This is a genomic window from Paenibacillus sp. 1-8, from assembly GCF_056316205.1.
The window spans coordinates 1462991-1477673 of the sequence record NZ_CM149995.1 but is presented as its reverse complement, the minus strand read 5'-3'; the positions used below and the strand labels follow the sequence as shown (position 1 = coordinate 1477673).

Genomic DNA, 14683 nt, shown 5'->3' with positions numbered 1-14683 from the left:
CCAAATTACGGCTTGAGAGTCTGCCCCTCCTCTTCTGCAAAGCGGAAATTGCGTGCGATGTACAATATCGGTGTACCCGCCGCGGTTAGTACAAATTTTAAGATATAGGTGGTGAACAGTAGCTCCAGCCATATTCCCCATTCGTATCCGTAAAAGGCGATGCTGCAAAAAATGAGCGTATCCATAAACGAGCTAATCATCGTGCTGCCATTACCGCGAATCCAGAGCTGGTGACGTTCCGGGAAAAACTTGCGAATCCAGGAGTATAGACGCACGTCCAGTAATTGGCTGACCGCATAAGCTGTCAGGCTGGCAAGCGCAAGTCTTGGTAATAGTCCGAATAATTGCTGCATCGGCGTCTGGGCAAAATCGGTTGCATTAGGCTGAAACACCAGCGCCATCTGCATCGTTAGCGTCGTCATAATCAAAGTGAAAAATCCGAACCACACCGCTTTACGCGCCTCTTTGGGTCCATATTTTTCATTCAGTAAATCGCTGGCCATGTACATAGAAACATACATTGTGTTTCCCAAGGTCGTCGTAATACCGAGCAGATCGATGGTTTTGGTTACCTGAATGTTGGCAAGCACGGTAGCCACACCAATCCAGGCGTACAACCCTTTTTTACCGAATAAACGATAACATAACAAAAAGAACATAAAATTGACGAGGACAAAAGCTGCCCCCCATAGCAAATTAAACATGAAAGCCTCCTAGTTTTGATAGCGCGGGATGGTTGCGAACCGCGGTTCTTCCGAAGCAAGCCGGAAAAACATTATTTTAATGTATCACAGATTACGATTCGTGAACAGCTATAACTTAAATCAATAAAACAACACAAAGAGCCGACCTTATGGCCGACTCTGAGTATTAATATGCACGCAGATACTTCTCCCTCTAAAACCTGCCCCTAGACTACGTGGAGAGTTCCTATCATCCCAATCAGGAGCGTGCCTTCGAATCCAAATCCACGCCATGGTCGTTGAACACGTCCTGATCATTCTCCTTGAGCACCTTGCCTGAAATGAGTCCTGCCGTAATGGAATCATTGACATTCAGCGCTGTGCGCCCCATATCGATCAGTGGCTCAACCGAAATAAGCAATCCTGCCAAAGCTACGGGCAAGTTCATGGTCGAAAGCACGATCAGAGAAGCGAAGGTGGCACCACCGCCTACACCCGCCACGCCGAAGGAGCTGACCGTAACGACCAGAATGAGCGTGAGGATAAAATCCCAGCTCGTCGGATCTATGCCCACGGTTGGCGCAATCATGACCGCCAGCATGGCCGGATAAATGCCTGCACAGCCGTTTTGTCCAATGGTTGCTCCCAGGGTGGCAGACAAATTCGCGATGCCGTCCGACACACCAAGCTTTTTCGTTTGCGTTTCAACATTCAACGGAATCGTTGCGACACTGGAACGGGATGTAAAGGCAAAAACCAGCGTAGGCAATACTTTTTTCACATACGTTACGGGGTTATAGCCGAACAGAGCCAGCAAAATAAGATGAATGACGAACATGACCAACAAAGCCACATAAGAAGCGAGCACAAACTTGATCAGCTTCAAGATTTCATCCGGATTCGTCGTGGCTACAACTTTAGTAATCAGCGCCAAAATGCCGTAAGGCGTCAACCTCAGTACCAGCGTCACAATCCGCATCACTACAGCGTACACGGCATCGATTACTTTACGGAAGGTTTGCGCCTGCTCTGGCTTTTTACGATCCAGTCCAAGCACGGCCACCCCGATAAAAGCCGAGAAAATCACTACTGCCAGCGTCGAAGTACGACGAGCTCCCGTCATATCCTCAAAAGGATTAGATGGAATAAATTCCAGCACCTGCTGTGGAATCGTCATATCCTGAACTGTTCCAAGACGCTCCTCCATCTTCAAACCCTGTACTTGTTCCTTTTCCCCATTTTGAATCTCAATCGCTTTAAGATCGAACGACAAGCTGGTCACAATACTGACCGAAGCAGCAATAGCCGTTGTAATCAGCAATACGGCAATGATGGACACGCTGATTTTGCCAAGATTCTGTCGTCCCTTCAAATTCATAATGGCTGAAATAATCGACACCATGATGAGCGGGATAACTACCATTTGCAGCAAACGAACATAACCATTACCTACCAGGTTGAACCAGTCAACCGATTTCGTAATGACCTCCGAGCCCGAGCCGTAGGCGTACTGGAGAATAGCTCCGTAGATTAGACCGAAGCCCAGTCCGACAAACACCCTCTTCGTAAAAGAAATATGCTTCTTCTGCATCCAGACTAATACGCCGAGCAGCAAAAGCAGCACTACTATGTTCAAAATGATAAAGAAGGTATCCATATATCGTTTCCTCCAAACTTGTTATGTTTTATAAAGTGATCCTTCAATCAATCCATTGATTACTATATCACAATGCCAACTATTTTTGTAGGTTTTATATTCATAAAATAATTTAAAGCAGTTTTTCCCTTTATCCAATTGAACAAAAAACAGCAAGCCTCCATACTTCGAAGACTTGCTGCCTGCTATTTAATACTTGTTCTGTTGTCCAGCTGTATCCAATTCACTAGACCTTTCAGCTTAACTGTATCCATGCCGACATGTATGAGCATTTCAAGCCCGAAATCACTTACCAGCCCTACAGCTTCGGAAGCTTCGTTGTTCCAGTACCTGCATCTGTTGATGTTCCTGCTTCTTCCTTTACATCCGTAAAGCCCATGAAATACGTCATTAAACCAGCCGTAACAAACGAAATGACCATCCCCAAAACGGCGTACACAAGCGTGGAGTCACTAAACAGCGGTAAAGTCATTAGTCCGAATAAGTTCACAAGAGAAGTAATTGCCGTTTCAAACAGGCATACAAATGCCCCACCTATGGCCCCGCCGATCAGCGCGGCAAGAAACGGTTTTTTGAAACGTACATTCACACCATACATGGCCGGTTCAATGATTCCCAGCATGGCTAACAAGCCTGTGGTTGCGGCCAGCGCCTTGACTTTGGAATTTTTGGATTTAATACATACGCCGAACGCCGCCCCCGCTTGAGCCATAACCGCCGCCACCATGACAGGAGCAATATAATCATACCCCGTCGCAGCAACGGATTCCAGCATATCGTTCACCAGCATATATTGCATGCCCGAAAAATGAAGCAAAGGTATAGTGCCTCCATACAGCAGACCCGCCAATACTTCCGAATTGAAGAAGAACAATGAAGAAAATTCTTCTGACAATGTATGAGCCAGAGTAGTCCACAGCGGACCAAAAACAAACAGCAATAGAGGCATGATAATGATGAGCGTCAACGTTGGGGCAACCAGCAGCTTAATGGAATAGCGATTTAATTTGCCCAAACCTTGCTCAATCTTCGCTGCAAGCCAAACGGCAATAAGGATCAGTATAAAGGAAGAAATATACTGGGGCTCCGCCACTGGCAAGCTGGTCGAGCTGATCTCTTTAGCGGACTTCAGCACTTCCGTAAGGTTGGGAATAAACGAGCATCCCCCGATGACTGCTGCAATGAATATGTTGCTGCCAAGCTTTTTGGCTGCACTTACTGCCACCATAAAGGGTAAAAGATAAAATACTATTCTGCCAATGTACGATAGAATAATAAAAATCTCAAAATTAGAATGAAGATCCAGATACAACAAAGCAGAAGCAATCACCTGAATGATTCCCGCCCCGATCAGTGCCGGCAGGATTGAAGTAAATACGCCCGAAATAAAATCAAACAGTCGACTTATCGGATTCCCTTTTGTGGCCGTTTTATCGCTACCTGAAATGGGCTCCTGTTTGTTTTCTTCTCCTGCCTGCGAACTCATTTCTTTGGAAAGTAAATCCTGATTCATAAAAGCCTTTTCCCCTTTTTTATGTATATTGAAGGCCACATTCGTACTTATATATAACTGCTTGCAGGAAGTACATGGAAGGTGGCATTCCTTATACTACTTTCATTACTTCTTTTTTACAATAGTCTTAAAAGAAGGAATGAGATATTTATTTTCGTGCTCCATATAATCACTCCACCTAAACACCCAAGACCATAGATATATATTTTTTGTTTGTTTTTGGGCAAATATGACTATTCAACCGCCTGTTAATTATGTAAAATAGGTCTAACCTACTTCTAGTAATTCATGGATTACTTCCCTTTCTTGTTCTTGTCCCTTGAATACAGCTGAAATATACATAGAATCCGAACATTTTCAGTTTTTTCTTCAAGCAGAAAAGGAAAATAAGTAGATCATAAAGTGTTATCATGTGAGAGGAGATTTTTCATGCAGCGTTTTAATCTTTCCATTGGCGCAAGATTACGGATTATGATTTTATTGATTCTGCTCTTCGCGTCCCTTCTGTTCAGTGTCAGCTTTTATGCAGTATCCATGAGTATCATTAATAACAGTGTCATTCCTCAGGTGGATCAAATGCTGGAAACTGGGGCCAAGAGTGTGTATCAGGATCTTAATATTTCTTTGGCGGTCCAGGCGCAGCAAGGAAATGGTTCGGATTCCGGGTCTGGTATGCAGATGGAATCTTATCTTCAGAATAAGGTCAACACTCTTAAGCTTGAATCGGCATATATCGCAGTGGTGAAAGATGGTAAGGCCGAGGTTATCGCACGAAATGAAAAATCGGTATATAAGATCAAGGATGCACTGGTTCCTGTGGAGGATATCAAAAAAGCAAAACAAGGCGAGATGAATGTCAGCGACATTTACAGCGATTCATACGGAGTACACAAAACCGCCTTCTTTGCCATAGCGGGCAGTAACCTGGTCCTGGGTGTGAACGAGGACGTTGGCTTTGTGCAGGACAAATCCGAACAAATTTTATGGATTTGCATAGGTATTACAATTGCAACGCTCCTGCTGGGTGGAATTATTTCTACCATTGTCGTGCGCAAGGTTGTAGAGCCGATTGCGGAGCTGGTTCGTCATAGTGAAAAAATTGCTCAAGGTGACCTGTCACAAGAGCCGAAAGTTATCGGTAACAACGAAATTGCACAGCTTGCCCGCAGCTTCCAATCCATGTCCCATAATCTGAAAGAAATGATCGGTCATGTGCTTTCCACATCCAGTGCAGTTGTAAAAGGCTCCGACGAGCTGCTTCGCCGGACTGAAGCGATGGGTGTAAAAGTACAGGACTCTACCGTTGCCGCAGAGGAAGTGGCAAAGGGCAGTACCAGCATAGCTTCTGCTGCTGCTGAAAATGCACAGGCTATGGAGGAAATCGCTCAAGGCGTTCAGCATATTGCCTCCTCTGCCAATGATGTATCCGATCAGATCAGTGAAGCAACCGAAGAAACAGTAAATGGTAATACGCTCGCTCAAAACGCTGTAGCCCAAATGTCGCAGGTAGGACAGGCTGCCGATGAGTCGCTTCGATACATCCATAGTATGAATGAGCGCTCCGAGGCCATCGGAAGCATCGTTTCGGCTATTTTTGACATTACAAAACAGATTCAAATGCTGTCCCTGAATGCCTCCATTGAGGCTGCTCGTGCAGGTGAGCATGGACGCGGCTTCGCCGTTGTAGCCGGGGAGGTTCGCAAGCTCGCCGAGCAGTCAAAAGAAGCGACACAGCAAATTTCCGATTATCTGGTAACCATTCAGGAAGTATCGCAACAGTCCGTTGACTCTGTAACTCGGGTCAGCCGAGAAATTCATTCGGGAACGGAAATGGTGCAGCAAGCGAGTACAGCCTTTAATCAGCTAAGCCAGCTCATGCAAACGATCAATGCAACGGTTCAGACGGTATCCGCAGCAACAGAGCAGGTATCCGCCAGCTCAGAGGAGGTATCCGCATCCGTGGAGGAGACAGCTCTCATCGCTGCCAATGCCCAGCATATGATTCAGGAAATCGGTTTTAATGCCGATGAGCAACTGAATGAAATGGAAAGCCACAGCGAGGTCGTACGCCAATTAAGCAAGCAAGCGACCGAACTGCAAACAGCCGTACAAAAATTCAAAATCAAGTAAGCTGAACTACAAGGAAAGAGGTATCTCTCGGCCACGAACACGGCTGTGGAGATACCTCTTTATTTTTAAAAGCGTATTTTATACGATCATCTATAAAGGTTAAGAGTCCATCCCCATAATGCGGTAGATTCGGTCCATGTCCAAATGGGCCCGCACCACCTCTGCAACACGGTCAAACTCACGTTCCTTGGCTTCACGTACGGTAAAGGTGCTGTCCAGCGCTGCCAAGCCCTTGGCTTGCCTCAATCCATCCAGCCAGGAACGACGAAAACGATCATTATCAAACACACCATGCAAATAGGTACCCCATACTTTACCATCCGCTGTTCCCCAACCTTCCTCAAAGGCTGTTCCCTCGCCGCGACGGATATGGAATAACGTGTGCATTCGGTTCATTCCCTCGGCACTATCTGTAGGCGCGTGTGGTTCCGTAACACATTCCGTAACGCCCATATGTATTTCATAGCCTTCAATCATCGTCGCGGGAGCAGAATCCGAATCGGGCGCAGTATTTAGCAACAATGGACAGTGATTAGATAAGGTTCCCTGTACGCGTACCGTTTGCTTTTCCTTTAAGAAGGTCGTAGAAAGAGCCAGCCAACCCAATCCTTCTGCCTGCTGCGGCATACCAGATTCGACCGCTTCGGGATCAAACAAGGCTGTACCGAGCATCTGATAGCCTCCGCAAATGCCCACCAACTGCGTGCGTCCCGCATTCATAGCCTCCCGAATGTCCTGCTCCAGACCTCTTGTCCGCAATTCAAGCAGGTCGCCAATCGTGTCCTTCGTCCCCGGTAAAATAATAGCGTCAGGCACACCCAATTCTCCGGCATCCGTGACATAACGTACACTCACATCCGGCTCTGCTGCCAAAGCATCCGTGTCTGTAAAATTGGAAATACGCGGATAGCGAATGACCGCAATGTCCAGCGCTTTATCCTTTGCAGACAGCTTGGGCTTCTTGTCCAGCACCACGGAATCCTCTGCCTCAATGCGGATATCCGGTAGATAGGGCAGCACGCCGAGTACAGGAATACCGGTTCGTTCCTCCAGCCAGTCCAGTCCCGGCTGAAGCAGGGACAGATCCCCTCTGAACTTGTTAATGACGAATCCACGGATACGCTGCACCTCATGTGGCTCCAACAGCTCAATGGTTCCTACCAGAGAAGCAAAAACACCGCCACGGTCGATATCCGAAATAAGCAGCACTGGAGCGTCCGCCCAGCCCGCAAGATTCATATTTACAATATCGCGGTCCTTTAAATTAATCTCTGCCGGACTGCCTGCCCCTTCCATAAGAACAATGTCATAGGTATCACGCAGCCGATTCAGCGCGTCCATGACCGTCTGCTTGGCTTGCGGCAAAAATTCCTTTCGGTAATCGGAAGCACTCATATATGCATAAGGTACACCGTGAACAACAATTTGTGAATGCATATCCTTGACTGGCTTGATCAAAATGGGGTTCATGTCGGTCGTTGCTTCAATACCGCAGGCTTCTGCCTGCACACCCTGAGCGCGTCCAATTTCTTTGCTGTCCTCGGTGACATAAGAATTTAGCGCCATATTTTGTGACTTAAACGGTGCGGGACGATAGCCATCCTGCGTGAATATACGGCACAGTGCAGTAGTCACCACGCTTTTGCCCACATCCGATGCTGTGCCCTGAAGCATAAGCACTGCTGCGGGATTCGTGCGGGACGGTTCGAAATTTGACAATTGCCTCTTCCCCTTTTACCAATTCATTTAAAAATATGCTTCCAGTCCGTACAAAATCACAATAAACAGCAATAGAACAGTCTCCAACAATTCGTTCAGGGCTCCGTAAATGTCCCCTGTCAGTCCACCCAAACGGCGGTTAATACGGCTTGCTGTGAAGCTTCCAACACCATTGGCCAGCAGCGGCAGCAGCAAAAAGCCTGTCCAAATGGCTAATTCGCCCGGATGGGAAAAGATTGACTGCCCATAAGCTGTAAAAGATGTATTGCCCATGGCGCCTGTTCCTGTGAACCATCCGGCAGTGATACATTGCCCTGCTGCGGCACCCAACGTGATGAGTACAGCCCAGAACACAGCCAATCCGGCACGTCTGCCACTCATGTCAGCAAAACGTGCCGCCAGTCCATCATCATTACGAGCTTTCGGCCAGCGCTTCATCGCGCTTACCATAAACCAGCGGCTCCAAACCATCGGAAGCAGCAATAAACCGGACAGATCCCGTTCAGCCAGCACCGTATACAGCAAAGAAGCCTTGAGCATAAGCAACAACACACAAACAATGACGCCCATCGCTCCTACACGGCTATCCTTCATAATCTCCAGCATCCGTTCACGGGAACGGTAGCTGAACAAAGCATCAGCCGCATCCATCCAGCCGTCCAGATGCAGCCCGCCCGTGAGCCACACCCAAACGGCAAGAGTAAGAACTGCACATGGCAACGGTGGCAATACCAGAGAGGCAAGCGCTGCAAAGCACCATACGATGAGGCCGATGATCATCCCTACCAACGGATAATAGCTTGCACTACGTTTCAGCAGCTCTGGCGAAAAATCCAGCTCTGCCTTAACTGGAAGACGGGACAAAAATTGAAAAGCAGCCGCAATCGCCTGACGTTCGCCGCTCATAGCTTGTATTCCAACTGTTTTAGTTCTACGGGAATGCCAGCCGTCACCAGAAATACCTCATCACAAAGGCGGGCGATCCGCTGATTCATCATCCCGCTTAAATCCCGATACAGCCGTCCAAGCGGATACTCGGGTACAATGCCGTCACCGACCTCATTGGTCACGATGACGAGCGGCCCCGGATACTGCTCCACAGCTGTCGCCAGTTCATCCATGGCGGCACGGGCCGCAGCTTCGCCGTCCTCGCCTGCGGCCAGCAACACGTTCGACAGCCAGAGGGTCAGGCAATCGACCAGCACCATGGGTGCAAGCGATGGCTGCGGTGCCTGGCTGACGTGCAGAAGGTTGGCAGGATTGCTGCCTTGCACAGCCAGCCGTGGCTCTACGCCGCTGCCCAGACGCCGCAGCAGTTCCGGCAGCGCCTGCGCTTCCTCCAGCGTCTGCCAGTCATATCCGGCAGACTCGCGCTGGAGCCGATGAAGGGCGATACGCTCCTTCATCTCCACGTCATAGGCTTGCGCCGTTGCAATGTAGCAGGCGCGCGAGGCGCGCGACATGCACAATCGCTCGGCAAAGCCGCTTTTACCGCTGCGTGCACCGCCGGTCACGAGCGCCTTCATCGCTGCGCGGCTCCCTGACCGTCCGATACACCTGCATCGGCAAAGGTCGCCATTTCGCGCATAATGCGGCACGCCGCATCAATCAGGTGCAGGCTAAGCGCACCGCCTGTGCCCTCGCCGAGCCGCATGTCCAGATGAAGCATCGGCTCCAGTTTGAGCTCGCGAAGCACCGCCGCATGCCCGCGCTCGTCCGAGGCGTGCGAAGCGAGCATGTACGCTGCGCTTGCAGGCGCAAGTGTACGCGCAGCGAGCGCAGCTGCGCCGGAGATAAAGCCGTCCAGCACGACCGGACAGCGATGAGCGGCTGCGCCGAGGATGACGCCTGCCAATGCGGCAATCTCCAGACCGCCGACCTTGGTCAGTACGTCAAGGGCGTCGTTTCCGTCAGGCTGGTTCACGTCCAATGCGCGGCAGACAACCGCTATTTTACGGGTCAGCCCCGCCGAATCCACACCCGTGCCCCTGCCGACAATCATTTCTGGCTCCAGCCCGGTAAGAGCACATACGACCGCAGCGCTAGCCGTCGTATTTCCAATGCCCAGCTCTCCGGTTACGAATAATCGTGTGCCGCCTTTGACTGCTTCCGCCACAGCTTCAGCTCCAGCCAAAATCGCTTGCTCGGCTTCCGTACGCAGCATCGCTGGCCCCTTCGCCATGTTTGCGGTCCCCATACGCACCTTACGGTTCACCAAATCCGCGTGAGCGACATCTGCATTCACACCCACGTCTACCACCTTGACATCTGCACCTGCATGACGTGCAAGCACATTAATGGCCGCGCCGCCGGACAGCATGTTATACAGCATTTGCTGTGTAACCTCTGCCGGGAAGGCGCTGACCCCCTCTTCACATACACCATGATCCGCTGCCATGACCATAACCGTTTTGCGGTTAAACTCAGGCTTGTCCACCCCCGTAATGCCTGCCAACTGTATAGCCAGACTTTCCAGCTTTCCAAGACTCCCCGGTGGCTTCGTTAATTGGTCCAAATGCTCCGAGGCCGCCAAGGCTGCCGCCCCGTCCGGCTGTGCAATGCTGGCGATCAACTGCTGTAATTTTCCGTTCATGCCCTCCACTCCCTGCTCCCTATATGTGTTTAGCGATCTCATCATAAATTCTGTTTCTTCAATACTTTACTCAAATTACTCCAGTCGTTCGCCCCGACCAGTTGCATCCCGTGCACTTCTTCGCAGTAAAAGCTGCGGCACACCACTATCCGGATGAGGCAACATTACAGGCTCAACACCATATACATGGCGAATCCGCTCCTCTGTTAACAGCTCTGATGAAGCTCCTAACCCCTCAACCATTCCGTCCTTGAGCACAAGCAAGTCATCACAAAACTGGGCAGTCAAATTGAGATCATGCAGGACAGAGATAATCGTCACGCCCGTTTCCCGCCGCCATTCCGCCAGCAGCTCCATAAATTCAAGCTGATAGCGCAGATCCAGATAGGTTGTAGGCTCATCCAGCAGCAAAATCTGTGGCTCCTGCACCATCACCTTCGCCAAAGCCACACGCTGCCGCTGTCCCCCGCTCAAACGGTCTAACGACCTGTCCGCCAAGTTGGTAAGATCCAGCCTCTCCAGCACACGATCCGTAATGATTCCCGGGTCAATCCCTTTTTCCTTATCCACCTTTTCTCTACCAAACCAGTCCTGATGGGGAAAGCGTCCCATTTCCACGACTTCCCTTACCGTGTAACCTACCGGGGGGAGCCCCTCCTGCTGGAGCACAGCTACAAGACGGGAAAGCTCTTTTCTGCCATAGCTGCTGACCTTTTTACCATATACAAGAACGTTTCCCGAAGTCGCGTGGTCCACACCGGAAAGCAGATGCAGCAACGTCGACTTTCCACTCCCGTTCGGGCCGATGATGCCCCACCAATCTCCTTCGTCTACGCTCCAGCTTATATTTTTTAACGCATGGAATTCCCCAAAATCACGAGTCAGACTGGCAATCTCCAACGCCCGGACTCGCGGTGCCTGTGATCCACTTGGTTCCTTCACAGCAATCCCCCCCTGCGCAGCTTCTTGTTCCGGTACAGGAGATATGCGAAGAACGGTGCACCGACAAAGGCCGTCATGACACCAAGCGGAATTTCGGTCGGAGCCAGTAGCGTACGTGCCGCAGTATCGGCCCAAGCCATGAAAATAGCCCCGCCCAGCCCGGATAACGGAACGATCATCCGATAGTCGGGACCCGTCACCAAACGGATGATATGCGGTACAACGAGTCCCACAAAGCCAATCACTCCGCATACCGAGACAGCCGCAGCCGTCAACAGCGTGGATATGATCAGAACGGATAGCTTCGTCGCATCTACATTAACTCCCATGTGAGCCGCCTGACGTTCACCCAAAGCCAGAATATTCAGCACACGTGCCCGGTTCCATAGAAACACCAGTCCTATGACCACATAAGGTAAAAGGATTCCTGTATATGACCAACCGCGCAGACTAAGACTTCCCATCGTCCAGTACAGTATTTCATTGACCGTCTCCTTCGACATGGCTGTCAGAAAGGAAACAACCGCTCCCAGAAAGGATTGCATCACCACACCCGACAAAATGAGACTTTGTGTTGGAATTTTTCCGCCTTCCCGTGCCAACGTCAGCACCATCCACAGCGTCAGCATTCCGGTCGTAAACGCCACTAGCGGCAGCGTCCATATGCCAACAAATGAAAATTGAAGCCCCCAATAAATCAGCACCGCCGCTCCTACCGAAGCACCAGAGGATACCCCCAGTGTATACGGATCAGCCAAAGGATTGCGCAGCACACCCTGAAATCCGGCTCCCGCCAGCGCCAGCGCTGCGCCTACTAGCATTCCCAGTAACACTCGTGGCAGTCTGACCTTCAAAATAATCTGCTCTGAGGATGTATTCCAATCCGGTGTAAACGTATCACCTAACCACGGTAGGTGGTTGACCAGAATACCCGTGATCTGGCTGACCGGAAGCTTGGCCGAGCCGATGCCAAGACAAAGTAGCAGCGTCAGCAGCAGCAGGACAAGACCTGTCCCTCCAAAGCCGATCAGTTTACGGTTCATTTGAAAATTTCAGGATACACGCCCTTGGCCACTTCCTTGAGACCTTCCGTTACGCGCGGACCCGGACGACTGATCAAATTATCATCCACGGCAAATACCCGGTTGTGACGAACAGCCGATATTTGATCCCATCCACTGCGAGCTTTAATGATATCGCCGAGCGTCTGGCCTGTTTTGTCATCCTTGACACTTTTGCTGTACAAAATCACGTCAGGGTTCGCTGCAATAATATTTTCCTCACTGATTTGGTACCACCCCTTCTGCGTGGCACCTACATTTTCTCCGCCCGCCAACGTAATCAGTTCGTCCATAAATTCGCCTTTACCAACCGTCCAGCCTGGTGAAAACTCGACGTATACCCGCAGCTTCTGCCCTTTACCGATATTTTTAACTCCTTCTTTCACTTCCGCTACATCTGCTCTCATCTTGTCGGTCACCGCTCTCGCTTCTTTCTGATGATCGGTGATTTTACCATACAATTCGATGTTAGCCATGACATCTTCAACTGTTTTCGGTTCCGTTTTAAAAATCATAATTCCCATGTCACGCAGCTTGGTCGTAGCCTGTTCACTAAGTGAAATTCCCGCAAAAACGACTTCCGGGTTTGCAGCAATGATCGCCTCTTCGTTCGGTTTCATAATACCGCCCACTTTAGGCTTTTTCGTAGCTGCTTCCGGGTAATCAGAGTAGTCGGAGACGCCTACAATTTCCTTATCCAGCCCGATGGCGAACAGCGCCTCGGTTTCTGCCGGGGAGACGGAAACGATTTTATCCGGCGCTTTTTTGAATGTAAATTCCTGTCCTGTTGCATCCTTAATCGTGAGTGGGTAGACCGTTTTGCCCGGAGGCTCTTGTGCGGTAACTGTCTGTCCCGGCTGCTGTGAAGAAGCCTGACCCTCTTTATTTTCAGCATTCTTTCCATTAGCACCACATGCACTCAGCACAACTGCCAAAATCAGAGCCAATAGACCTGTTGTCCAAACCTTTATTTTTTTCCCTGCCATGATTTGCACCCCTTCATAAAAAAATCGTTAAGAGCGTTACTTGAATCATCCGATATCATCTATATCCAGCCTTCTTTTCCTATCAAAAAACCCCCGCATCCTCATATCAGGACACAGGGGTCACGTTAGCGCAGATCGTGCGCAGGCGGCAGCTTCTTCCCGCATGGACAGTCACTGCGAACACGTCATCCTTTCCTCGAAGGATTATGGTGACAGGCGGACGGGCAGGTATCCTGACTTACAGAAACATGCGACAGCCTGCTACTCCTTCATATGCTTTGTGGCACATAAAGCATATCGGGCTGGCATTTTTCCATTTACAGTGGCGGGACCGCGCCGGACTCACACCGACTTCCCTTTTAACAGCGCAGGAAAGGGAAACCATAGTTTCATCACACTGCGCCGACCTCGTCTGCTGGATATTTGATGTAGTGGTAATCAAGCCGTTCTTTTACTTGATGATTATAGGTTAAAAAGAGACGGCTTACAACCCAAACAGCCTCTTTATCCGTTGATGTCTAACCTAATGAGGAAGCATTTTCGCAATGTAATTGTGCGGTCCTGCCAACCTCAATTGAATCCTAATTGCCGCTCCCGGCTTCGGATTCAGGCTCCAAAAATCATGGCCCGGTATCAGCATGCAAGCCAACTGACGAATTACGCCACCATGCGTAACGATCAAAATAGAGGGCGGCGCAGCAGTCAAACCCATTGGCTGAACTTCCATAGCAACATGCCACTCATACAGAGAGTCAAGAAATTTGCGCAGACGATTCACAAAATCTGCCCAAGACTCTCCTCCAGGAGGGGTGATCCGTTGCGGCTCATCAATCCAAGCGCGATACAACTCCACATCCTTAAGCATGTCATACGTTTTTCCATCCCACTCGCCAAAATGAAGCTCTCGCAGACGTGGTTCCATGATGGCAGACCCAACAGACATATTAGATAGGAAACGCTCAGACTCCCATTTCGATGTTAGCTCCAACCGTGATTCCGGTTTCGATTCGAAGTGGGTTCCCACTTCAAGCTCTGGTTTCAGTTCCGATTCCGGCAAAATGATCTGCAAGGTCTGACGACAACGTATCAAGTCACTGCAATAGATTCGGGCAAAGGAATGCCTCTGTAATTTTTCCCGCAAAGGCTCTAATTCTTGCTCTGCTCCCGGTAGCAATCCCAGATCGGAGTGCCCCAGGTATCGACGTTCCCTGTTCCATAAGGTTGTGCCGTGCCGTACCAGCACAAGCTCCAAGTCCCGATGCAGAACTTCTTTAGCATAATACGGCACCTTATCCTCCTGTGAGTTCGGACTTTGTGCGTATTCTACTGTCCTTTTTGCTGCTATATCTTGTTTCAAGATAATGTCACTTCCTGCTCGATCATTATTCAGTGTGTCACG

At 49.8% G+C, this 14683-nt stretch carries 12 protein-coding genes and 1 riboswitch; of the genes, 1 reads left to right on the top strand and 11 read right to left on the bottom strand.

All coding sequences use genetic code 11. The features are described from left to right. Positions 1-5: 5 nt before the first annotated feature. From AC0WRU_RS06750 to AC0WRU_RS06740, 3 genes are all read right to left on the bottom strand, one after another. Entirely contained in the window at positions 6-704 is a 699-nt protein-coding gene (locus AC0WRU_RS06750; protein ID WP_025682906.1) for a queuosine precursor transporter, read from the bottom strand. Between the two features lie 238 nt (positions 705-942). Next, positions 943-2340 carry an L-cystine transporter gene (locus tag AC0WRU_RS06745; RefSeq protein ID WP_476127735.1) on the bottom strand — a complete coding sequence of 466 codons (1398 nt, stop codon included), beginning with the start codon at positions 2338-2340 and terminating at the stop codon, positions 943-945. A 298-nt stretch (positions 2341-2638) separates the two neighbouring features. After that, positions 2639-3853, bottom strand: coding sequence for a PTS transporter subunit EIIC (locus tag AC0WRU_RS06740; protein ID WP_476127734.1), 1215 nt, complete (start codon positions 3851-3853; stop codon positions 2639-2641). A gap of 429 nt (positions 3854-4282) precedes the next feature. Between AC0WRU_RS06740 and AC0WRU_RS06735 the strand changes: the two genes are divergently transcribed. Next, entirely contained in the window at positions 4283-5983 is a 1701-nt protein-coding gene (locus AC0WRU_RS06735) for a methyl-accepting chemotaxis protein (RefSeq protein WP_476127733.1), read from the top strand. A 99-nt stretch (positions 5984-6082) separates the two neighbouring features. On the opposite strand, the gene AC0WRU_RS06730 is transcribed toward AC0WRU_RS06735, so the two are convergent. The 8 genes from AC0WRU_RS06730 to AC0WRU_RS06695 form a co-directional block, all read right to left on the bottom strand. Further along, positions 6083-7702, bottom strand: coding sequence for a cobyric acid synthase (locus AC0WRU_RS06730; protein WP_476127732.1), 1620 nt, complete (start codon positions 7700-7702; stop codon positions 6083-6085). Between the two features lie 27 nt (positions 7703-7729). Continuing rightward, entirely contained in the window at positions 7730-8608 is an 879-nt protein-coding gene (cobS, locus tag AC0WRU_RS06725; protein ID WP_476127731.1) for an adenosylcobinamide-GDP ribazoletransferase, read from the bottom strand. After that, positions 8605-9228, bottom strand: a complete 624-nt coding sequence (locus AC0WRU_RS06720; RefSeq protein WP_476127730.1) for a bifunctional adenosylcobinamide kinase/adenosylcobinamide-phosphate guanylyltransferase — start codon at positions 9226-9228, stop codon at positions 8605-8607. Before AC0WRU_RS06720 ends, cobS begins: the two co-directional genes overlap by 4 nt. After that, entirely contained in the window at positions 9225-10295 is a 1071-nt protein-coding gene (cobT, locus tag AC0WRU_RS06715; RefSeq protein ID WP_476127729.1) for a nicotinate-nucleotide--dimethylbenzimidazole phosphoribosyltransferase, read from the bottom strand. Before cobT ends, AC0WRU_RS06720 begins: the two co-directional genes overlap by 4 nt. 75 nt (positions 10296-10370) lie before the next feature. Further along, positions 10371-11237 carry an ABC transporter ATP-binding protein gene (locus tag AC0WRU_RS06710; protein WP_476127728.1) on the bottom strand — a complete coding sequence of 289 codons (867 nt, stop codon included), beginning with the start codon at positions 11235-11237 and terminating at the stop codon, positions 10371-10373. Next, entirely contained in the window at positions 11234-12280 is a 1047-nt protein-coding gene (locus tag AC0WRU_RS06705; RefSeq protein ID WP_476127727.1) for a FecCD family ABC transporter permease, read from the bottom strand. The genes AC0WRU_RS06710 and AC0WRU_RS06705 overlap by 4 nt, the downstream gene beginning before the upstream one ends. Beyond that, positions 12277-13284 carry an ABC transporter substrate-binding protein gene (locus tag AC0WRU_RS06700; RefSeq protein WP_025682390.1) on the bottom strand — a complete coding sequence of 336 codons (1008 nt, stop codon included), beginning with the start codon at positions 13282-13284 and terminating at the stop codon, positions 12277-12279. Before AC0WRU_RS06700 ends, AC0WRU_RS06705 begins: the two co-directional genes overlap by 4 nt. Positions 13285-13490: 206 nt before the next feature. Further along, positions 13491-13685: riboswitch (cobalamin riboswitch) on the bottom strand. A gap of 122 nt (positions 13686-13807) precedes the next feature. Beyond that, positions 13808-14641 (bottom strand): histidine phosphatase family protein, encoded by an 834-nt coding sequence (locus tag AC0WRU_RS06695; RefSeq protein WP_476127726.1) that lies wholly within the window; start codon positions 14639-14641, stop codon positions 13808-13810. Positions 14642-14683: the final 42 nt, after the last annotated feature.

Excerpts from the sequence above, each read along its gene's own strand:
- AC0WRU_RS06745 (WP_476127735.1), bottom strand. The coding sequence starts at position 2,340 with ATGGATACCTTCTTTATCATTTTGAACATAGTAGTGCTGCTTTTGCTG.
- cobT (WP_476127729.1), bottom strand. The coding sequence starts at position 10,295 with ATGAACGGAAAATTACAGCAGTTGATCGCCAGCATTGCACAGCCGGAC.
- AC0WRU_RS06705 (WP_476127727.1), bottom strand. The coding sequence starts at position 12,280 with ATGAACCGTAAACTGATCGGCTTTGGAGGGACAGGTCTTGTCCTGCTG.
- cobS (WP_476127731.1), bottom strand. The coding sequence starts at position 8,608 with ATGAGCGGCGAACGTCAGGCGATTGCGGCTGCTTTTCAATTTTTGTCC.
- AC0WRU_RS06735 (WP_476127733.1), top strand. The coding sequence starts at position 4,283 with ATGCAGCGTTTTAATCTTTCCATTGGCGCAAGATTACGGATTATGATT.
- AC0WRU_RS06720 (WP_476127730.1), bottom strand. The coding sequence starts at position 9,228 with ATGAAGGCGCTCGTGACCGGCGGTGCACGCAGCGGTAAAAGCGGCTTT.
- AC0WRU_RS06750 (WP_025682906.1), bottom strand. The coding sequence starts at position 704 with ATGTTTAATTTGCTATGGGGGGCAGCTTTTGTCCTCGTCAATTTTATG.
- AC0WRU_RS06700 (WP_025682390.1), bottom strand. The coding sequence starts at position 13,284 with ATGGCAGGGAAAAAAATAAAGGTTTGGACAACAGGTCTATTGGCTCTG.
- AC0WRU_RS06740 (WP_476127734.1), bottom strand. The coding sequence starts at position 3,853 with ATGAATCAGGATTTACTTTCCAAAGAAATGAGTTCGCAGGCAGGAGAA.